Origin of the sequence: Streptomyces sp. NPDC097617 (genome assembly GCF_044761485.1) — a bacterium.
In the GTDB taxonomy this organism is placed as follows: Bacteria; Actinomycetota; Actinomycetes; order Streptomycetales; family Streptomycetaceae; genus Streptomyces.
The window spans coordinates 369423-388823 of the sequence record NZ_JBIWCL010000004.1 but is presented as its reverse complement, the minus strand read 5'-3'; the positions used below and the strand labels follow the sequence as shown (position 1 = coordinate 388823).

Below are 19401 nucleotides of genomic sequence, written 5' to 3'. Positions count from 1 at the left end.
CAAGATTTACGCTGAGGGGCCCACCCGCTCAACGGGACGGGCCCCGGCCCGGTTCGTAGGTGAAGGTGTACGCGACGGAGGTGTCTCCGTGGCGATAGGTGAACCCTCCGGAGCCCGTCAGCCCGGCGAGGTCCCCGGTGCCGGAGCCGGCCACCACCTCGAAGCGGCAGACGGTGCCGCCGGCGTCGAACTGCCCGCGCTCCTCCAGGACGAAGCTGCCCTTGCGGCCGTCGAGGCCGCCGGAGACCAGCTCCATGCCGCTGTAGGAGCCGAGGTTCTCCCCGGTGTAGGCGATCGTGTAGTCGCAGGCGGTCCCGGGGGCCTCGATCCCCCCGGTGAAGGTGTTGGTGACACGGGCGTGGGCGAGCCGGGGGACCGCGTCCGCGGCACCGAGGGGGCTCTCCTCCCAGCCTGCGAAGGTGAAGCGGCCGGTGGTCTCTACGGGCGTGGACATGACGGTCCTCTCGGTCGGCCGGGCGGGCCCCCGCGTCCGGCGGTCGCGCAGCTCCTGCTGCGTCGTGCCCTCAGGCTGGCAGCCGTACCTGACACCTTCTGTCAGGTACGCGGGACAATGGCGCCATGCGTGCCGACCGGCTTCTCTCCCTGCTCCTGCTGCTGCAGAACCGCGGCCGGATGACCGCACCCCGACTCGCCGCCGAGCTGGAGGTGTCCGTCCGCACCATCCACCGCGACATCGACGCCCTCGGCGCGTCCGGCATCCCCGTCCTCGCCGACCGCGGCCCGGCCGGCGGCTACCGGCTGGCCGAGGGCTACCGCACACGCCTCACCGGCCTCACCGACACCCAGGCCGACTCGCTCTTCCTGGCCGGAGCCCCCGGACCCGCGCGGGAACTCGGCCTCGGCGCCGATCTGGCCGCCGCCCAGCTGAAACTCCAGGCCGCGCTCCCGGCCGCCCTCGCCGAACGCGCCCGCCGCATCCAGGGCCGCTTCCACCTCGACGCGCCCGCCTGGTTCCGGGAGGCCGACCCCGTACCGCACCTCGCGCAGATCGCCCAAGCGGTCTGGGACCAGCGGGTCCTGCGCACCCACTACCGCCGCTGGCGCGGAGAGGTGCAACGCGAGCTGCATCCGCTCGGCCTCGTCCTGAAGGGCGGCATCTGGTACCTCGTCGCCGATGCCGGGGGCGCCGTACGTACCTACCGGGTCTCCCGGTTCCTCGCGGTGGACACGGCGCCGGAGGGCTTCGAACGGCCCGCCGCATTCGAACTCGCCGCCTACTGGCAGGAGTCCACCGGCCGCCTCGACGCCGTACTCCACCAGCAGACCGCCGAACTGCGACTGTCCCCGTACGGTCAGCGGCTGCTGCCGATGCGGTTCGGGGCGGCGGGCACCCGGGCGCTCGCCGAGGCGGACCCGGCCGACGCCGACGGCTGGGTGCGGCTGTGCCTGAGCGTGGAGTCCCAGGCCATCGCCGTCGGCGACCTGCTCCGCCTGGGCACGGACGCCGAGGTGCTCGGACCGCCCGAACTGCGCCGCGCCCTCGCGGAGACGGTGACCGCGCTCGCCGCCCGCTACGCCTGACACCGGCTCGCCCGACGTCACTCGTACAGTGGGCCTCGAGATCGATCACGGGGAGAGGGAGAGCGCACATGGAGACCGAGCTGCGCGAGACGAGCGACGAGGACCTGGCCGTCTTCTGGGAGCAGCTGACGCACCCGGCCCTCCGGCAGATGGCGGCCATCACCCGGAAGTACCACTACGACCGGGGCCACTTCGACGCGCACTGGGCGAAGGTCCGCACCGACCCGGCCGTGCTCCTGCGCACGGTAGTGGCCGACGGGGTCGTGGTGGGTCACGCCGCCGTGTTCGGGCCGCCCGAGGAGCGCGAGGTGACGTACGTGATCGGCCCCGAGCACTGGGGGCGGGGCATCGCCACCCGGGCACTGGCCGAGCTGATCCGGTTGGAGGGCACCCGTCCGCTGCACGCCGGGGCCGTGTCCGACAACGCGGGCTCGATCCGGGTGCTGGAGAAGTGCGGGTTCACCGTCACCGGCCGCACCCGCGACTTCGCCAGGGCCCGCGGCGCGGAGGTGGACGTCGTCCTGCTCACCCTGAACTGACCGGACGCCCGCCCGGCCCACCCGGGGGCTCCACCTCCAGAAAGCGGCGCCCCCGGGGGCCCCGGTACAACAGGCACACCCAGCCCAGCCGTTCCAGTGCGGCCGCGCAGTCCGTCAACCGCTCCTGCTCCTCACCGGCCGCGCCGCCGCCCGGCGGGCCGAGCCAGGTCACCTCCGCCCGCCCGGGCTCCGCCCCTGCCGCCACGCGGTAGCCGTTGCGGGTGCGCCGCCCCTGCGCGTCCAGCGCCGACGGCGCGATCCCGGCCGCCTCCAGTACGAGGGCCACCGCGCGCGTCGGCTGCCGTACCTCCCAGGGCGCGGGAGCGGTGTCAGCGGTGCCGTCCGCCGGGCCGCCCAGCAGCCGGCGGATCTGCAGCAGCCCCTCGTACGCGGTGCGCAGCTCCCTCTCGCGCCCGCCGGGCGGCGCGGCCGGGCCGTCACCGGTCGCGGGATCGAAACCCTGCCCGGGTACCGCCATCACCCACCACCCGCCCCGTGCGTCTGAGTACCTCACACCCAACGGCCTGAGTATCCACCCCGATTCCCCGACGCCGATCCGCTGCTGGAATGGGGACATGACTTCACAGGCCCCCGCCGGCGCGACGACCGCCCGCCCGCGCATGCAGCACGTGACCACCGCGGGCTCGGCCCTGGCCGTGGCCCTGGTCCCGCTGGTGGTCGGCGTCCTGTTCGCCAAGGCGATGGCCGCCGACCCGATGACCCCCGTCAACGCCCTGATCGCGGGCGGCGGCCAGCGGGCGGTGCTGCCGCGCGGCGAGTGGAAGCGGCGCGGACGCACCACCGTGGGCAGGCTGCGCACCGCCCGGCGCGACACGGCCCGGCGGTGCGCCCGCGCCTGCGGACGCCGCCCCTGAGGATCCGGGGTCAGGAGGTGGGGGCCAGCGGCTCCTGGAGCTCGGTGACCCACTGCTCCCGGTCCTCGGGGCAGGCCAGGGTCAGCTCGCGGGCATAGCCCGCCGAGCGGTACCCGTGCGCGTCGATCCACCGGGCCAGGGCCTGCGCGGTGGGCAGGACCCCGTCCATCGGGCCCCGGTGCACGACCGTCGCGGCCCGCTCCACCGCGGGCAGCGTGACGATCCGCACCTCGCCCCCGAGGTCCTCGGCGCGCACCGAGGCCGCCACCGGAAGCCCGGCGTGGACGAGGACGGCCCCCACGGGCCCCGGGGCGGGCGCGTCCTCGTAGGAGGCGGTGCCAGGACCGGTCGGGACGACCCCTGCCTCCTCGATGCGGCGGCACAGCTCGTCGTAGAGCGGGCCGATGACCGGGCCGATGTCCTGGGGTGCGTAACTCCCGGCCGTCCCGGTCAGCTCGGCGAGCCGGACGGGCGGAAGGCTCTTCACGACGATGTCGTCGGCAGGCATGGATCCCTCGTTCTCGATGGTCCGCAGCCTCGCCTCGACCTGCACCAGCCGGGCCGCCGCGGCGGCCATGGCGGCCTCCAGCTCGGCCTGCCGCAGCCGCAGCATGCCGCGCAGCTCCCGCGCGTCCACCCGCTCGTCGAGGATGGTCCCCACCTGGTCGAGGCTGAAGCCGAGTTCCTTGAGCGCGATGACACGGTTGAGGCGGGCGAGCTGCCCGGCCTCGTAGGAGCGGTAGCCGGTGAAGGGGTCGACACGCGCCGGGCGCAGCAGTCCGAGGGCGTCGTAGTGACGCAGCATGCGGACCGACACCCGGCCGTGCTTGGCGAAGTCTCCGATGGTGAACATGACGCGCTCCACTACAAGGTCTGACACAGGGGGAGGGTCAAGCCTCGCACCGGGGGCGGACGCGGTCGTCAGTGGCCGTACTGCCGCAGGCACAGGTCGACGATGGACGGCGGCACCGTGCCCTCCGCGGCCGAGCACAGCTGGTCGATGCGGGGAGGCGGGGCCGGCCTGCGCCGGGGGTGGGCCGTCGCCGGGCCGGGCACCCGCTTGCGCCGGGGCGCCGGCGCCGCCTTCGCGGGAGCCCGCCCCCGCGAGGGCTCCGGCTCCGGCTTCGCTTCGGGGGCCGGGCCGGGATCGGGCGTGGCGGCCGGGGGCAGCGTCCCCAGCGGCAGGGCGAGCGGCGTCGCAGCCTCGGGCACGTCGGGCGCCCCGGCGGGCGGTAAAGATCCCCGTGCGGGTGAGGAGGCCGTGTCCTGCGGGCCGACGGAGACACAGCCGGCGCTCGCGAGGAGCATGACGAGGGAGAGGGGCACGGCCCGGCGTAACTGCATCCGACCACCTTGCCGTACGGCGGGGCCGGCCCGGTTCCCTTCTCATGCCTGCGGGTGAAACCGGCCCGGCGGGAATGGCCGGGGGGCGTGCGGAATTGGAACGGCAGTACGGGTGAAGGGGGAGGCGCGACCCCCGGCTCCCCGTGCCGTGGTGTCCTGCCCGCCGATCGCCCTTACGGAGAACCGATCCATGAGCTCAGCTGCCGCGCCCGGCAACCATCCCGCGCCGCCCCCCGAGTCCGGTCCGCCCGGGGATCCGAGGACCGTGGCCCGGCCGGGGGCCGAATCCGCGCCCGGATCCGTGTCCGGGGAGCGATCCGCACCGGGGAGCGATCCGCACCGGGGAGCGGCCGCGCACCGGGGAGCGGCCGCGCTCCGTGGCGGGGCTGGGCGGCCGTGTGCGCCGTCTCGCTCGGCATCTTCTGCCTGATCACCTCCGAACTGCTGCCCGTCGGGCTGCTGACCCCCGTCGGGGCCGACCTCGGCGTGTCCGACGGAACCGCCGGCCTGATGGTCACCGCGCCCGGGCTGGTCGCCGGCTTCTGCGCGCCGCTGGTCACGGTGGGCGCCGGCCGGCTCGACCGGCGGCTCGTGCTGTGCGTGCTCATCGCCCTGATGGTCGCCGCCAACCTCGGCGCGGCCCTTGCCCACGGCTTCGCCGTGGTGCTGGCGGCCCGCCTGCTCGTCGGAGTCAGCGTCGGCGGCTTCTGGGCCGTCGCGGGCGGACTCGCCGTACGCCTCGTGCCCGAGTGCCACGTCGGCCGGGCCACCGCGCTCGTCTTCGGCGGTGTACCCACCGCCTCGGTCCTCGGCGTCCCCGCCGGCACCCTGCTCGGTGAAGTCGGCGGCTGGCGCACCGCCTTCGCGGCGGTCGGCGTCCTCGGCCTGCTCACGCTGGCCGCCCTGCTCCTGCTGCTGCCCGCGCTGCCGCCGACCCGCCACGTCACCTTCCCCGAACTCCCCGCCCTGCTCCGGGAGAACCGCGCCGTGCGGGCCGGGGTCATCGTCACCTTCCTCGTGGTGACGGGGCAGTTCGCCGCCTACACCTTCGTCCGGCCGATCCTGCAGGACGTCTCCGGCATCGGGGCCGAGTACGTCAGCACCCTGCTGCTCGGATACGGGGTGGCGGGGGTCGCGGGCAACTTCCTGGCCGGGGCGCGCGATCCGTACCGCACCCTGCTCGTGGTGAGTTCCTCCCTCGCCGCGGTCCTCGGGCTGATCGCGGTGCTGCCGGGGCCGGTCGCCGCAGCCGCACTGCTCCTGGCCTGGGGACTCGCGTACGGAGGTGTCTCGGTGAGCGTCCAGGGCTGGATGCTCAAGGCGGCTCCGGACGCGCCCGAGGCCGCATCCTCGCTGATGGTGGCCATGTTCAACCTCGCCATAGCGGCGGGCGCGCTGGGCGGCGGCCTCGCGGTCGACGGCATCTCGGCCCCGGCCGCCCCGCTCGGCGGCGCCGCCCTCATGCTCGCGGCCGCCGGCACGATCTGGGCCACGGCGATCCGCCCCAGGCCCGAGGCCCTCACCTGACCCGACAGATCGGATGGACAGGTGCGGATCGGACATCCGGCTTGACCGGGGCCCTGCCGGAGGGCGAGAGTGCGCCGATCAAGGATCACCGCTTGAGCCGCACTTCGGAGATACGTCAGATGTCCATATCCACGCCCGGCGCCCCCGTCGCCGGCGGGGCCCCGGCTCCCGCCGCCCGGCGGCGCGGAGCCTGACCGACCGGGTGGGGGCCGGCACCGCACCGCCGCGCCGGCCCCCGTCCCCGCCGGGAGACCACCATGCCCCAGGACTCTGATGAGAGCGGGATCGTCCCTGACGACCACCTGCTCGTACGCCCGTACGTGACCCCCTCGGACCGACCGCACCGGCCGGCGGCGCCCGCGCCCGCGTGGCCGCAGACCGGCCCGCTGGCCTTCCCCGGCCCGGCGCGCGTCCCGGCCCCCGGAGCGGCCGCCCCGGTTCCCGTTCCCGTGCACCCTCCCGTGCGGGCCGCCGTCCGGAGCCGGCTCCCGTTCGCCGTGGTCACCCTGCTGGCGCTCGCCGCCGTAGGCGCCGCGGTGCTGCTGCTCAGCGGCCCCGATCCGCTTCCGCCCCGGGCCGGGGCGCCCGCCGAGCTGTCCGTTCCGGTGCTCCCGGCCCGCAGCCCGGACTCCGTCGAGGAGGTGGACGCACCCGCGCCGACCGCCTCCGTACGGCCCGCATCGCCCCCGTCGTCCCCCTCGGCCCCCGAACGGCCCCCGAAACCGCCCTCCTCGCCGACCGCTTCGGCCCCGGACCCGTCCGGATCCTCCGCAACCCTGCGGATGGGGGACAGCGGCCCCGAGGTGCGCGCCCTGCAGGAGCTGCTCCACGGTCAGGGGTTCACCTACGTCTCCGTCACCGGCGTCTTCGACCATCGGACGAAGCGCGGCGTCAGCCAGCTGCAGCGCGACCGCTCGATCAAGGGAGACCCCGACGGCGTCTACGGCCCGGCCACCCGGGCGTCGGTGGGCGTGACGTGGGCGAGGGGCGGCAGGCTAACACCGTGATAATCGCTGGACCAGCGCAAATGGCGGGAAGCAGAGTGTTCGTCACCGACCCGCCGCACCACCGGGCGTCGTCGTCACGTCCCTGAACCGATGTTGGAGCCGCCCCGTGTCGACCCTACGAGTCACAGCCGAAGAGCTGACCGTCCATGAGCACCCGAACGCCGACGCGCTGGAACTGGCCCAAGTGGGCCTGTACCGTGCCGTGATCGCCAAGGGCGCCTACCGTACGGGCGAGTTCGCGCTCTACATCCCCGAGCAGGCCGTGCTGCCGGCCGATCTGATCGAGGAACTGGGCCTCACCGGGCGGCTCGCCGGCAGCTCCGCCGACCGGGTCAAGGCGGTCCGGCTGCGCGGCGAACTCTCGCAGGGACTGGTGTGCAGGCCGCGCGTGCTCGCCGACGTCGACCTGGCCCGGGCGGCCAAGGAGGAGACGGACTTCGCGGAGCTGCTCGGCATCACCAAATGGGCCCCGCCCATCCCCACGACCATGAACGGCGATGTCGAGGCCGCCGCCGACCTGCTGCCGTGGGTCGACATCGAGAACCTCCAGCGCTACCCGCACATCTTCGAGCCCGGCGAGCCCGTCGTCCTCACCGAGAAGCTGCACGGCACCGCCTGCCTGTTCACGTACGTGGCCGAGGGGGAGCGGTCCTTCGTCTCCTCCAAGGGGTTCGGCTCGAAGGGGCTGGCGCTCAAGGAGGACGAGCGCAACGTCTACTGGCGGGCCGTCCGGGGCCACGGCGTACCGGCCGTCGCCGCAGCCCTCGCCGACCGCCTCGGCGCGACCCGGGTCGGGATCTTCGGCGAGGTGTACGGCAAGGGGGTCCAGGACCTTTCCTACGGGACCGACGTGCCCACGGCCGACACGCCCCCCGGATACGCCGTCTTCGACGTGTCCGCCGAGATCGACGGCCAGGTGCGCTGGCTGGACCCGGCCGCCGTCCTGACGGTCGGTGAGCTCCCGCTGGTGCCGCGGCTCTACGAGGGCCCGTACGATCCCGACACGGTGCTGGAGCTGGCGAGCGGGCGTGAGACCGTCTCCGGGAAGGCCGTGCACCTGCGCGAGGGCGTGGTCGTCCGGCCGTCGGCCGAGCGGTACAGCCCGGTCGTGGGCGGCCGGGCCATAGCCAAGGCGGTCAGCCCGGCGTACCTGACCCGCAAGGGCGGCACCGAGTACGAGTGACCTACGCGCCCGGTGCGACGCCACGCCGCGCCGCGCCCGCCCCACCTCGTGGGGCGGGCGCTTCGTGCATGGTGGGATGGCCCGGGGGCGGGTTCCACCAGCACACGGAGAGGTCGGGCACATGTCCCAGTCGGGCGGCAGCAGCCAGGAAACCATGCGGGCGATGGCGTACGAGACGTACGGCGGGACGGAGGTGCTCTCCGAGACCCGGCTGCCGATGCCCAAGGTCGGGCCCGGCGAGGTCCTCGTCAGGGTCAAGTGCGCCGCAGTCAACCCGGTCGACTGGAAGATCATGGCGGGCGGGCTCGACCCCCTGATGGACGTCCTCTACCCGGTGGTGCCGGGCTGGGACGTGGCCGGCACCGTCGAGCGGGTCGGCATCGACACCCCCGAGTACGCCGAGGGCGACGAGGTCATCGCGTACGCCCGCAAGGACTACGTGCACGGCGGGACCTTCGCCGAGTTCGTCACCGTGCCCGTACGCGCCCTCGCGCACAAGCCCACCTCGCTCGACTGGGCCGAGGCCGCCGGACTCCCGCTCGCCGGGCTCACCGCCTACCAGCTGCTCACCCGCCTGGGCACCGGCAAGGACGACACCGTCCTCATCCACGGTGCGGCGGGCGGCGTCGGTTCCTTCGGCGTGCAGATCGCCAGCGCCCTCGGCGCCCGGGTCATCGGCACGGCCTCCCCGCGCAACCACGACCGGGTGCGCGAACTGGGCGCCGAGCCCATCGAGTACGGGGACGGACTCGCCGAGCGCGTGCGCGCCCTCGTACCCGACGGCCCCACGGTCGTCGCCGACTTCGTCGGCGGCGTCGGCGCCGTCACCCGCGAGGTGCTCCACGATGACGGCCGACACGCCTCCATCGCCGACCCCAGCGTGCTCGGGGCGGGCGGCGAGTGGATGTGGGTCCGCCCGGTCGGCAGCGACCTGGCCGAACTGGGCCGGCTCGCCGACAGCGGGAAGCTGAAGGTTCCGGTCGCCAGGACCTTCCCGCTGGGCGAGCTGGCGGCCGCCTTCGAACTGAGCCAGGGCGGGCACACGGCCGGGAAGATCATTATCGAGGTCTGAGGCGGGATGCCTGAGGTCTGAGGTCTGAGGTCTGATGCCTGGGGTCTGATGCCTGGGGTCTGATGCCTGGGGTCTGAGGCCTGGGGTCTGAGGCCTCGGGCCGGGCCGGCAGCCCGGCCCGACCCCGTCACATCAGGTCCGGCACCTCGCCGCCCGCCGCCCAGGAGACCTCGACCCCCGGCAGTCCGGACAGCCAGGGGCCGGCCAGGGCGGCCAGCCGCGCCGCGTCCGGCGGGGTGGCGCCGAGCCCGATCGCGTAGCGGGCCAGAGCCGGACCGGACGCGAAGGGGCGCGGCCACGCGTGCGCGTCCCGCACACCGGCCTCCTCCAGCGCGCCGAGCAGCGTCCGCAGCCGACCGCGCATCCGGCCCAGGTTCTCCTCGAACCGCGCCTCGGAGCCCGCTCGTACGGTGACCACCGCCCAGGCGGCGTGCCGGCGGTGCAGCGGCGGCGGCCCCGGCGCCGGGCGGCCGCCTTCCTCCGGGCCGGACTCCAGCGCCTCCCAGGCCGCGTACAACTCCTGGACCAGCAGGTCGCGCAGGCCCGGCCCCACCTGGGCGGTGCAACTGCGCACCGGCTCCGAGGGGGTGAGGACCGTGACGGGGTCCGGTTCCCCGCCCGCCGCGCCCGGGAGCACCGGCGCCGGCCGTTCCAGCGGCGTCAGGGAGACCGGCTCCCGCCAGTCCCAGGCCGCCCACCGGCCGAAGAACTCGCGCAGCAGCGCGTCGGGCGGCAGCGCCCCGGCCTCCTGCACCGTGCGCGCCGCGAGGACCGCCCAGGCCAGCCCGGGCAGCCCGCCGAACGGCGCCGAGTCCAGGCCCCGGGCCCGCGCCCACGCCTTCACCCGCCGGGCCAGCCCGGCGAACGCGGCATGCCGCTGCGCACCCACCCGGTCCCGTACGGCATCGGCGTCTGCGACCGCGCTCAGCGCGAGCGCGGCGGCCTCACCCAGCTCCGCCCGCCGCGCCACCGCGTGCGCCGGGTCCAGCCCGCCGGTGGCCACCGCCACCAGGTCCACCGACAGTGCGCCGACACGGAACCGCAGGCCCGGCACCCGCGCCCCCACCACCTCGCGCAGCCGCACCGCCTCGGGCAGCGCCGCCGCCACCCGGTCCCGTACGCGGGCCGGATCGGCGGGGCCCGGCAGCGCCGCGACCAGGTCCAGATCGGACCCCGGCAGGGCGCAGCCCATGCGCCGGGACCCGGCCAGGTGCACCTGCGCGTCGCCGAGGGCCGCCGTGACGTGGGCGGTGACCGACTCGGCGGCCCCGTCCCGGGGCGCGGCCGCGGGCTGCTCCACGGTCTCCGGCTCCCAGCGGACCTCGCCCGTTCCCAAGGTCACGGTCGCCCGCACCCGCATGGGCCCGTCCCCGCGCCGCGAGAGCACGGCCAGCTCCCCGACCGGCGCGGCCACCGGGCCGCCGAGCCGCGCCGCGAAGGCCGCGACCGCCCGCTGTGGGTCCCGGCTGCGTCCCAGCGTCAGATGCGGGGTGTAGCCGCTGTGGTCACCCGTGCGCCCCCGGCAGCCCGGGAACCGCTCGGCCAGCGCTCGCCGCAGCTCCTGCCACGGCTGCTCACCGGCCGCCGCCGGGTCCAGCCAGACGGTGGCGTCCTCGCGGTGCCCGAAGCTGTGCACGCCCTCCAGCAGGGCGGGGAACGGCCCGGTCGCGGCGGCCGCCTCCGTCAGCAGCGGCAGGGCCTCGGCGAAGGAGGACTCCGGTACGAAGCCGAACAGCAGGTTCACGTGCGCGGGCCAGCGTCCGGCCTGCGGGTCGTGCGCGCGGCGCAGCTCCCCCACCGCCTCCGGCAGGCGCGGCGGGAGCCAGGCCACCGCCGTCCGGGCCGTCGCCGGTACGTCGAGCCGCGCGGGCCCGCCGTCCCGCGCGCCGAGCTCCACCGTTGCCTCCACCCCGAAGTGGTCGGAGATGAACAGCCCTTCCGGGCCCGGCGCGTCGCCGCGCAGCGCGGCCCCCGTGACCCGCGCCGTGCCGGAGCGCAGCAGGATCCGGTCCAGCCGGGCCGCCCGCCCCGACAGCGAGCCCACCGCGGCCAGCGGATTGGCCGCCGGGTCGAAGGTCGGCGTATCGTCCGCCGCGCCGTGCACCTCGCTCCAGGCGTCCCGCATAACGAGTGCGGCGGCGGGCCCTTCGGCGCCGTGGCGGCCGTCGTTGAAATCGCCGAGCAGTGCCACCGCGGCCTCGGCCGAGCCCAGCCCCTTGGCGAGCCGGGCCAGTTCGGCCTCCCGCCGGACGTCCCCGTTCTGGGTGTGGTCGCTGGTCAGATGGGTGGCGGCGACGATCAGCGGGCCGGCCGCGGTGTCCACGGTCACGGCCGTGACCGCCTTGTGCGGACGCAGCACGTGCACGCCCGCCTCCCGCACCGGCAGCCGGCTCAGCACCAGCAGCCCGAAGTCGGCGACGTCCCGGCCGCCCGGATCCGTGCCGAGGGTGTACCCGGCCCGTACCCACGGCTCCGCCAGCAGCATGTGCAGCAGCGCCGGTTCGACCTCCTGCAGGGCGATGACACCGGCACCGGCGGCCGCGAGAGCGGCCAGCAGCAGCGGCCTGCGCCGGGCGGTCGCGATGCGCGGACCGTCGTAGCGGTCCCAGAGCGTGTTCCAGGTCAGCAGCCGTACCGCGGCCGGGGCGGCCACCGGCGCGCCCGCGGGCACCGGCTCGGCGGGCCGCCACGCGCCGCCGCCCGCCGGATCCCACGCGTGCGGGGTCCGCGCGGTGAAGAACGGGGCGCCCAGCAGCCGCGGGTCACGGACCCGGCCCGCCGTGGTGGCGTCGATCCGGTCCACGCCCGTGGCCCGGTCCCACACCAGTTCGCCGTCGGCCTCCACGAACAGCACCCGGTGCCAGGGGATGTCGCCGCCGGGAACGAAGGAGGGCAGCGGTACCCGCTTCGGCGCGGCCCCGCGCTGGAGCAGTCCGAGTACGAACCGCGCCGGATCGAACCGGGAGTCCCAGCGGACCTGGTGGTAGAGCTCCTCGCTGGTACGCATCACCGCGCCCCCCGTCCCGCGGTCGCCGGATCGGCCGCGAGGCCGCCCGCCGTGTCCTCGATGTGCCCGGCCGCCCCGATGTACCACGTCCGGTGCGCCTGACCGGCGTACGGCGGGCTGAACCGGTGCAGCTGCGAGGCCAGCACGGGCGGCGGCACGGGGTGCGGGCGGACCCCGTTGCGCCGTACCAGCTCCGCCTCCTCCACCAGCACCACGGCATGGGTGACCAGCGCGTCGCGGCGCCGCGCGACCGAGCCGGCCAGCCCGCGCTGCTGGTCGGTGAGCGAGGTGGCGTCCCACACCACCGTTCCACCGCGGGCGAGGGCCGCGTCGAGGCGGTCCAGTCCCTCGCTCAGCACCTCGGCGTTGGAGCGCTGGTCCGCGCGGGAACCCCGGGCCTCGCGCAGGTCGTCAAGACTGATGTACACGTCCACGCCAGGCAGTTCGCGGCCGAAGGTGCTCTTTCCGCTGCCCGAGGGCCCGCACAGCTGCACCAGTCGGGGAAACGTTCCCTCGCGCCACTGCCACGTCGCCGCCACCGCCTCCTCCACCGCGGCGCCGGAGATCCTGCCCTGCCCGAACGCGCGCCGGACCTCCGCCCAGCAGCGGTCGGCCGCGGCCGCGTCCAGCCCGGCGAGGGGCTCGCGCAGCCCGGAGCGCAAGTCCCCGAGCGGATCGCGGCCCAGCAGCCCCGCCTCCTCGGCGCACAGCGCGGACCATTCCACGCACTCCCGCGCCTCCGGCCCGTCCGCCAGCGCCCTGGCGAGCGCGTGCAGCACCCCGAGATCGGCCGCCGCGGCCATCCGGACCAGCCCGGCCCGCCGGTCGGCGTCCGCGAACGGCCGCTGCAGATACGGGTACAGCCCCACCAGGTCCGCGACCCGCCGCGCGAGCCCCATCCCGGCCGGGCCCGCCGCGAGCCGCGCCGCGATCCGCGACCGCGGCCCGCCGCGGAGCACGGCGGCCAGGACGCCGGCCAGCCGGTCCTCCCCGGTGGTACGCCCCGACCCGTCGATCCGGGCCGCGACCTCGGCCACCTCGTCCGCGTCGGCGGTCTCGGCAGCATCGGCTCCCACGGCGGCGGCCAGCCCCGCCACATCGGCCCCGGCCCCCGAGCGCACCGCCCACAACGGGGCCGCCGGCCCCAGCCCGTTCGGCACGACCTGCGCGAACATCCAGTGCGTACCGGTCTGCACATGGCCGACGCGCACCCACTTGGCCACGCAGCGTCCGAACTCCTCGCGCGTGAAGCCCTCCACCGTCCGGACGACGTACCCCTCCTGCCGCGCCGTGTCGAGCTTCAGTCTGCGCAGCGCGCGCTCGTCGAAGGTGCCGCGCCACAGCACGCGCGGGGTGGGCACGCCCAGGCCGCGCAGGAAGCGTACGGTCCGGTCCCAGCCCAGGCAGTGCTCCCCGTCCCACACCGAGAACCCGTAGAACCAGCTGTCCAGGTCCTCGTAGGGGATCGAGTGCCGGGCGTACAGGTTCTCGCCGCACACCCGCCACCCGGCCGGGATCCCGGTGCCGATCCGGCCCTGGAGGCCCTTGACCCAGGCGCGCGAAGGGTGGTGCGCCGAGTCGAGCGAGCGCGCGTGCAGGCCGTCCGCGTACAGGGTGGTGTTCTCCCCGTCGAGCTTCTCCGTCACCACGACCTCGCGTCCGGCCAGCCCCGCCAGTCCGACGGCCCGGACATCGTCCGCCGACGCGCCGGGCGACCAGGGCAGGTGCGGTGTACGGGGGTAGTGGATGCGCATGATCCGCTCCTGCTCGACGTCGGGTGCCCCGTCACTCTAGGTAGCCCGACCGGACCCATCCACCCAATAACGCCTTCCCCGAAGCCCTGCGGGCCGCCCGGTCGCCGCTCAATGGGCCACGGTGAACCGCCGGCCCGCGTGCGCGTCGCGCTCGATCTCGTCGACCAGGGCGACCGCGAAGTCCTCCGCCGAGATCCGGCTGTGGCCCTCCTCGTCGACGACCAGCCCGTCGAGCCCCAGCCGGTACGTGCCCGTGCGCTCGCCCGGCGCGATCTGCGCGGCCGGGCTCAGACAGGTCCAGCGCACCTCTTCCACCGGCACGGTCCGCAGGTAGTCCAGGGCGTCCCCGTGGGCGTGCATCAGGGCCAGGACGGGCACCGGAACGCCCGCCTCGTCCCAGACCAGCGGCCCGCCCGGGGTCCGCAGCGAGCCCGCCCCGCCGACCACGACCACCCGCGGGGCGGGAGCGTCCGTGCCGAGCGAGCGCACCCCGCCGATCAGCGACCTCGCGGCCGCCACCAGGGCGGCCGGGTCCCCGGGGCCGGGGCCGAAGGCGCTGACCACCACCTCGTGCCCGGCCACCGCCCCGGCCACCGACGCCGGGTCGAGGACATCGCCGCGCACCACCGTCGCGGAGCCGCCCGCGGAGTCCGGGAACTTCTCCGGGTCGCGGACGACCGCCGTGACCTCGTGGCCGCGCCGGAGTGCTTCGTCGAGCACCCGGCTTCCGATGGTGCCGGTCGCGCCGAAGAGGGCGATCTTCGTCATGGCGACTCCCTGGGGGTGGAGGGCGGTACGGAGCTCCGGTCGGTCCCCGCCCGGCCCATCCAAGCGAACCCGCGCACCGCCCCCGGGCAGCCGGGCCGGGGCCAGTCGGATGATCCGGGCCCGGATCGGCGGCGGCCGTGCACGCCCTCGGCGTCCTCAGCCCCGGACGGGCACCGCGGCCGCCAGCTGCCCGGCCGCCGCGAAGTGCAGCCGCTCCAGCCGGGCCGCGTACGGCCAGCCGGCCGCCCGGTAGAAGCACAGGTCGCTCGGGATCGGTACGGCCCGCAGGTCGGCGGCGTGCGTTCCGTCCGGCAGTTCGGTGGCCGCCGCGAGCAGCGGGTCCGCGGAGCCGGCCCACTCGCCGACCGGGGCGGGCCGGGGCCAGGGCTCCCCGGTGTTGGGGAACAGCCACCGGGTGTCCCGCGCCATCCGCGCGGCGAAGTCGGGGCCCGCCGCGGCCCGCCGGGCCAGTCGTGCGAAGGTCAGCAGCAGGTCCGGCAGGGACTCGGCGAGCAGGGCCAACTCCGGGTACTCCCGCAGCTTCTCGCCGTCGCCGGGCACCGAGACGACGTACCCCCACCGCCCCGTCGCCGGGTCGATACGGATCTGCGCGAGGGCGTGGCCGCGGCCGTAGGAGATGCGGGCCAGCGGCCAGTACGCGCCGTCGCCGCCCAGCATGCGGTGCAGCTCCGGGTCCACGGTGTGCTCGGGCGCCCCGGGCAGCAGCCGCAGCGTCGGCAGTCCCGCGATCGCGACGCCGCCGATCTCCCGGAGCAGGCCCCGGACCTCCTCGGGGACCGGCAGGGCCCAGCCGTCCATGACGGAGTCGGCGCAACCCGCCTCGAGGGCGACGAGGTCGGGGAACTCGGCGGCCAGTGACCGCAGCTCGACCACCGCACGGCGGGCGGCGTCGGCCGGCACGCGGTGGCGGCGCACCGCCCGGCCGAGGAAGTCCCCGCTGACCACGCTGCGCAGCAGCAGGGCCCGGCCGTCACCGACGATCTGGAACTGGACCTCGCTGCTTCCGGTGTCGGCGGTGTGGTGGAAGGTGGAGAAGTACGGTTCCCAGTCCACGGCGCATGGATAGCCCGGCAGGCCGTGCAGGTCGACCAGATCGGTGAGAGAGTCGCCGCGGCCGACGAGCGCGGCGAGTTCGGGGTCGCCGTCGTGAGGGAGAGTGGCGAGTTCGGGATTGCCGCCCTGGGCGAGTGCGGCCCGTTCGGCGAGCTCGACGGTGGCGGTGGCCGGTGCGGAGAACCTCCCCCTCGGCCGGTCCGGCACCCCGTCGGCGAGCCGCTCGGCGAACCCGGCCAGCCAGCCGGTGAAGTCCGGGGCCTCGACGGTGACATCGGGGTCCGCGCCCCACGGGTTGACGGCCACGACCGGGCCCCAGACGGCGCCCCCGACCCCGACGATCAGTGAGCCCTCGCCGAAGTCCGTTTCCCCCAGGGTCCAGCAGCCGTCCGCGAACACCTCCCGGCCGCGCGGCCCGAAGCGGTACTCGTGGTCCTCGGTCTCCAGCCCGCCGATCTCCCGCAGGACGACCCGGACCTCCTCCGGCACCGCGACGGCCCAGCCGTCCAACTCCGCGTCCGTGAAGCCCTCGAACAGCTCCAGCTCGTCCGGCCGCTCCCGCGCCAGTTCCTTCAGCGCCCGCACGGCTCCCGCCGCCTGCGGCCCCGCGTCGTACATGTAGGTGGCTCCCCGTGTCGTCCGCTCTGCGGCTCCGAGGGTATCGCCGGAGATCACCCGGACATGACCGGATCCGGCATCCGGGCGCCTTGATGTCCGCTCGCCCCCGATCCGGGGATCCGGGAGGGCGGCCCGCGAGGAGTTTCAGCCGCAGAGAGCGACGATCGACGGCGGCACGGTGCCCTTGGCCGCCTCGCACAGGGCCGCCATGTCGAACGACGGCGGCGGCGCGGCCGGCCGGGGCCTCGTGGCGGCCGGCGGCCGCTTGCGGGGCTTGGCCGGCGCCGCGGGCTTCGCCTGCTTGACGGTCCCGCGGGGCCGCGGGGGCTTCGCGTCGACCCGGCGCGGCCGGTGCGGACGCTCGCCCGCGGTCGCGGCCGGTACGGACACGGGAGCGGGAGCGGGTGCGGGTGCCGCAACCGGCGTCGCGGGTGCGGCCGACTCCGGCAGCGGGCCCAACGGCAGAGCGAGGGGCGTCGGTTGCCGCGCCCGCGTACCGTCCGCCACGGGCACCGGCCGCGGTGCGTCCGGCGGAGCCGCCGGACGCACCGTCACACACCCGGAGGCCGTCACGAGCGCGGCAAGGGTCAGGGCCAGGGCCCGGCACAACTGCATCCGCCCACCCTGCCGTACCTCCGCCGCGCGGGCCGAACCCATCACACAGATGGGTGACAGCGTGTCGCAAGGGGACGGCTAGGGCCGGATCCGCCCCTGCGCGGCCAGTCTGAGCAGGTGTTCCACCGGGCCGCGGCGCAGCGGGCTGCCGGCCCAGATCCGCTGCCAGGCCCAGGTCAGGGCCAGTGCCGCGCAGCTGAAGGCGAGCCAGGCGGACCAGGACGCGGCGCCGTGCGCCGGACCGGCCAGCACCAGCGCGTGGACGACGTACGCGCTCAGCGCCATCGCCCCGAGCACGGTGAGCGGCCGCAGCGCGCGGGCGCCCACCCCGTGCCGCGCGGCGAGCACGCACAGGCCGATGAGGGCGCAGCCCACACCCGCGTTGCCCAGGGTCTCCAGCGGGGTCTGGCTGTAGGGGTCGGCCACCAGCAGCCAGTCCCAGGAGGTGCTGGGCACGGCTCCGTACTGACCGCGCAGCACCTCCCGTACGGGGTCGGTCGCGGCCATCGCCTCCGGATGATGGACGGCGATCGCCTCCAGCAACCGCTGCCGGGCGCCGAACACATGGCTCGCCAGCCAGGCCGCGCCGTAGCCGGCGAAGGCGGCCGCCGTGCCCCACGCCGCCATCCGCAGGGCCACGCTCCGCGCCCGCACGTCGCACAGCCGGGCGAGCGCCATTCCGACCAGCACGTACGGGAAGTAGGTGGCCAGCGGATAAGCCCCGGTGAGCAGCAGCTCCAACAGCACGGCGCCCAGCCCGGACCAGCTCGTCAGATCGGCGGCCTCGGGGACCAGGCCGCGCCCGGACGCCTCGTACCCGAACACCGGGCCCAGCAGGAACGACAGCACCGGGCCCGCCACCACCGAGGCGGCCGCGACGGTGGTGAGGACCGGGGTGGACAGCCGGGCGAAGGGTTCGGCCGCCAGGAAGTACACGGCGAAGAAGGCCAGGATGACCAGGATTCCGGGCCACAACGAGGCCAGCCCCAGACCGAGTACGGCCAGCACCGCGCACCGGATGAGCAGGGGCCGCCAGCGGCGCGCCCAGCCCGTGGGCCGCTGCGACGGGTCCTGTCCCCGCTGGGCCAGGACCAGGGAGAAGCCGGCGAGCAGGGTGAAGAGGGCAGGGGCGCGGCCGTCGGCCGCGACGAGGAGGTATCCGGCGCCCTCGGGCTCCGGTCCGGGGCCGACGTGCACGGCGAACATGCCGAGAACGGCCAGGCCGCGCACGGCGTCGACCCCGGCGAGCCGGCCGGACGCCCCGGCCGGGGCACTCGCGGCGCCGCAGCCGCTCACGCGCCGCACGTCACATGGTCGCGGGGCGTGTAACGGGTCTTCATCGTCTCCCGCCTGACCTCTTTGCCGCCCTGTACGAACACCCGGTCCACCGCCACGTCGAAGCCCTCCAGCGGGGGCTGGGGCTCGCACTTCGGTCCGCTGCCGGTGCGCGTGGCCGGCTGCTTGACGTTGGTCCGCGGGCCCTGGTTCGCGCGTATCTCCTCGTACTTCTTCGTGCCGAGGAAGGTGATGGTGATGGAGGTGTCCGTGGCCTCGGCCTGGATGTAGAGGGCCTTGCCCGAGTCGTTGGCGAAGCGCAGGTCGAGGCTGCCCCAGGCCACGGTCGCCTCGCGGCCCTCCGGATACCGCTCGATGTAGAAGGAGTGGGCGCCGTACTCGACGGGCTTGACGCCCGCGAAGAACATCGCGTTGAAGACGGTGGTCGCGACGGCCGAGACCCCGCCGCCGGCGGCCTTCTCGTACTGGCCGTTGTTGATGATCAGGCCGTCGACGAAGCCGTTCTCCTTCGTGCGCTCGCCGACCGTCCGGTTGAAGCTCCAGGTCTCGTCGGGCAGGACCAGGGAGCCGTTGATCAGCTCGGCGGCCCGCCCGATGTTGGTCGTGCGGTAGGCGGCCGGCTCGAACCGGACGGTGAAGGAGGACACCTTCTCCTTGATCCCGAGCCGTCCGACGGTGCCCTCGGAGAGCCGGGGCGCGGCGGCCTCGGTGGCGACCTCGCCGGTACGGGCCGTGGCGCCGGCGCCGGTCAGGAGGGGCAGCACCGCTGCGCTCAGCGCCTGTTCGGTGACCCGGCGGCCCGCCTTCCCCTCCTCGGCGACCGAGACCCGGCCCGCCGCGTCCAGGCGCAGCCGTGCCTCGGCGGGGCCCGGGGCGGCCTGTCGCAGCGGCCCGGCGAGGGCGGGGTCGGCGAGCAGCTCCTTGGCGTCGAGGCCCGGGGCGAGGCGGCCCCCGCCGACTCCCTTCGCGGTCCACCTCCCTCCGGGTTCCGCCGGGATGCCGGTGCCCGTGGGGGAGGCGCGTCGCATGTGGGGGTCTCTCCTGGGTCCGTGCGATGTGTGAAAAGTGGTCGGACCGGCGGTTTTCACACCGCCAGTCCGCATCCGGAACGTACCAGGGAGTGCATAACCAAGTAATAAGGAGGTATAGGGGTGGCAAAGCGGTGGGGTGTGGGACCGGG

The 19401-nt window shown here is 75.4% G+C and carries 17 protein-coding genes and 1 pseudogene; 7 read left to right on the top strand and 11 right to left on the bottom strand.

Annotation, left to right across the window (positions count from 1 at the left end; all coding sequences use genetic code 11):
• Positions 1-28: 28 nt before the first annotated feature.
• On the bottom strand, positions 29-454 hold the full coding sequence (locus ACIQZO_RS10655) for a DUF3224 domain-containing protein (RefSeq protein ID WP_403623172.1): 426 nt from the start codon (positions 452-454) through the stop codon (positions 29-31).
• Between the two features lie 125 nt (positions 455-579).
• Between ACIQZO_RS10655 and ACIQZO_RS10650 the strand changes: the two genes are divergently transcribed.
• Complete coding sequence (locus tag ACIQZO_RS10650) at positions 580-1542, top strand: helix-turn-helix transcriptional regulator (protein ID WP_403623169.1); 963 nt, start codon at positions 580-582, stop codon at positions 1540-1542.
• Between the two features lie 68 nt (positions 1543-1610).
• The gene (locus ACIQZO_RS10645) at positions 1611-2081 is read left to right on the top strand and encodes a GNAT family N-acetyltransferase (protein ID WP_403623166.1); all 471 of its coding nucleotides are present in this window, start codon (positions 1611-1613) and stop codon (positions 2079-2081) included.
• Here the strand turns inward: ACIQZO_RS10645 and ACIQZO_RS10640 are convergent.
• The gene (locus tag ACIQZO_RS10640) at positions 2068-2559 is read right to left on the bottom strand and encodes a hypothetical protein (protein ID WP_403623164.1); all 492 of its coding nucleotides are present in this window, start codon (positions 2557-2559) and stop codon (positions 2068-2070) included. The two genes, ACIQZO_RS10645 and ACIQZO_RS10640, sit on opposite strands and share 14 nt — an antisense overlap.
• A 97-nt stretch (positions 2560-2656) precedes the next feature.
• Here ACIQZO_RS10640 and ACIQZO_RS10635 point away from each other — a divergent pair, with 97 nt between their 5' ends.
• On the top strand, positions 2657-2956 hold the full coding sequence (locus tag ACIQZO_RS10635; RefSeq protein WP_403623162.1) for a hypothetical protein: 300 nt from the start codon (positions 2657-2659) through the stop codon (positions 2954-2956).
• Between the two features lie 10 nt (positions 2957-2966).
• Here the strand turns inward: ACIQZO_RS10635 and ACIQZO_RS10630 are convergent, their stop codons facing one another.
• Both ACIQZO_RS10630 and ACIQZO_RS10625 read right to left on the bottom strand, forming a co-directional pair.
• Positions 2967-3809, bottom strand: a complete 843-nt coding sequence (locus ACIQZO_RS10630) for a MerR family transcriptional regulator (RefSeq protein ID WP_403623159.1) — start codon at positions 3807-3809, stop codon at positions 2967-2969.
• A 68-nt stretch (positions 3810-3877) separates the two neighbouring features.
• Positions 3878-4300 carry a hypothetical protein gene (locus tag ACIQZO_RS10625; RefSeq protein WP_403623156.1) on the bottom strand — a complete coding sequence of 141 codons (423 nt, stop codon included), beginning with the start codon at positions 4298-4300 and terminating at the stop codon, positions 3878-3880.
• Between the two features lie 396 nt (positions 4301-4696).
• On the opposite strand from ACIQZO_RS10625, the gene ACIQZO_RS10620 reads away from it, so the two are divergent.
• From ACIQZO_RS10620 to ACIQZO_RS10605, 4 genes are all read left to right on the top strand, one after another.
• Entirely contained in the window at positions 4697-5827 is a 1131-nt protein-coding gene (locus ACIQZO_RS10620) for an MFS transporter (protein ID WP_403623153.1), read from the top strand.
• Between the two features lie 257 nt (positions 5828-6084).
• Positions 6085-6834, top strand: coding sequence for a peptidoglycan-binding protein (locus ACIQZO_RS10615; protein ID WP_403623150.1), 750 nt, complete (start codon positions 6085-6087; stop codon positions 6832-6834).
• A 106-nt stretch (positions 6835-6940) separates the two neighbouring features.
• The gene (locus ACIQZO_RS10610) at positions 6941-8017 is read left to right on the top strand and encodes an RNA ligase (ATP) (protein ID WP_403623147.1); all 1077 of its coding nucleotides are present in this window, start codon (positions 6941-6943) and stop codon (positions 8015-8017) included.
• Between the two features lie 154 nt (positions 8018-8171).
• The gene (locus ACIQZO_RS10605; RefSeq protein ID WP_403623396.1) at positions 8172-9089 is read left to right on the top strand and encodes an NADP-dependent oxidoreductase; all 918 of its coding nucleotides are present in this window, start codon (positions 8172-8174) and stop codon (positions 9087-9089) included.
• A 127-nt stretch (positions 9090-9216) separates the two neighbouring features.
• On the opposite strand, the gene ACIQZO_RS10600 is transcribed toward ACIQZO_RS10605, so the two are convergent.
• From ACIQZO_RS10600 to ACIQZO_RS10570, 7 genes and pseudogenes are all read right to left on the bottom strand, one after another.
• The gene (locus ACIQZO_RS10600; RefSeq protein WP_403623144.1) at positions 9217-12096 is read right to left on the bottom strand and encodes a poly(A) polymerase; all 2880 of its coding nucleotides are present in this window, start codon (positions 12094-12096) and stop codon (positions 9217-9219) included.
• A complete protein-coding gene (locus ACIQZO_RS10595; protein WP_403623142.1) occupies positions 12096-13850 on the bottom strand; it encodes an RNA ligase family protein in 1755 nt (584 codons plus the stop codon). Before ACIQZO_RS10595 ends, ACIQZO_RS10600 begins: the two co-directional genes overlap by 1 nt.
• Positions 13851-13958: 108 nt before the next feature.
• On the bottom strand, positions 13959-14618 hold the full coding sequence (locus ACIQZO_RS10590) for an NAD(P)-dependent oxidoreductase (RefSeq protein WP_403623139.1): 660 nt from the start codon (positions 14616-14618) through the stop codon (positions 13959-13961).
• A gap of 156 nt (positions 14619-14774) precedes the next feature.
• Positions 14775-16310 carry a hypothetical protein gene (locus ACIQZO_RS10585; RefSeq protein WP_403623136.1) on the bottom strand — a complete coding sequence of 512 codons (1536 nt, stop codon included), beginning with the start codon at positions 16308-16310 and terminating at the stop codon, positions 14775-14777.
• Positions 16311-16454: 144 nt separating this feature from the next.
• Positions 16455-16700: a hypothetical protein gene (locus ACIQZO_RS10580; protein WP_403623133.1), complete on the bottom strand. Its 246-nt coding sequence runs from the start codon at positions 16698-16700 to the stop codon at positions 16455-16457.
• Between the two features lie 303 nt (positions 16701-17003).
• Entirely contained in the window at positions 17004-18230 is a 1227-nt protein-coding gene (locus ACIQZO_RS10575) for a DUF418 domain-containing protein (protein WP_403623130.1), read from the bottom strand.
• Positions 18218-19216 (bottom strand): annotated as a pseudogene (locus tag ACIQZO_RS10570) (VanW family protein); the annotation flags it as partial. The pseudogene ACIQZO_RS10570 and the gene ACIQZO_RS10575, both read right to left, overlap by 13 nt.
• Positions 19217-19401 lie beyond the last annotated feature (185 nt).